The organism is Starkeya nomas (genome assembly GCF_902703545.1).
GTDB classification, from domain to species: domain Bacteria; phylum Pseudomonadota; class Alphaproteobacteria; order Rhizobiales; family Xanthobacteraceae; genus Ancylobacter; species Ancylobacter moscoviensis.
The window spans coordinates 1-767 of the sequence record NZ_CACSAS010000011.1 but is presented as its reverse complement, the minus strand read 5'-3'; the positions used below and the strand labels follow the sequence as shown (position 1 = coordinate 767).

The 767-nt window shown below is 58.0% G+C and carries 1 protein-coding gene; it reads right to left on the bottom strand.

The features are described from left to right. Positions 1–118: 118 nt before the first annotated feature. Positions 119–376 (bottom strand): hypothetical protein, encoded by a 258-nt coding sequence (locus STARVERO_RS21760; RefSeq protein WP_159602057.1) that lies wholly within the window; start codon positions 374–376, stop codon positions 119–121. Positions 377–767 lie beyond the last annotated feature (391 nt).

Below are 767 nucleotides of genomic sequence, written 5' to 3'. Positions count from 1 at the left end.
GGCACTCGGCAACATGGCGCCGGTCGAGTTCGCAATGAAATCCACGCTGGAAAAACAGGCCGCATGAGGCCACAAACGAAACCCAGGACTCTACCATAGACCGGAGGAGATTAGGGTCTCAGGTCAGATACTTTACCGGGAAATAATGACCGTAGATGATTTTCCCGTCCGGTACGGTTTCCGGGCGCAGGAGGTTCCCCAGGATCGGTGTGCATCTCTTATCCTGCTCCATCCGGAAATAGCTATCGTAGTCGAGCACGAGCCGCTCGGCGGCAATTTCCTCGATCATCGCGCGGACGCTGGTTCCGGCGCATTTCGGGACATGGACGAAGAGGCACCCCGGCGCCGGGGCGGGCTGGCGGAAAAGCGTGTTCATGAAGCCGCGCATCGACAATACCGGGGCAGGTGAAAGCTTCGATCCGTGTGCGAGCGTTACGGATCAGGTGAAAAATGCGAACCAGGGCCGTGCCGCGACGCTCGGAGCTACCACTGCCAGAAATGCGTCTTGAGAGGCGTGCTCAGATCGAAACGGTGCCTGAGCGGCTCCGGGGTCCGCATCAGGCCGGGCATCTGTTTCACATGCAGATTCTCCGCCGTGATAATGCGTCGGTTGTCGTGCCAGCCCTTGGCGATATCCTCGTCTGTCCGCCGTCAGCACCAATGGCACAGATTTGAGGTTGTGAATTAAGGAGGGTTGGGGCTTCGTCGTAGTGACGAAGGAACGAAGATGAAGACCCAACCCTCCTTGAAAAAATCGCCGGTAAAGG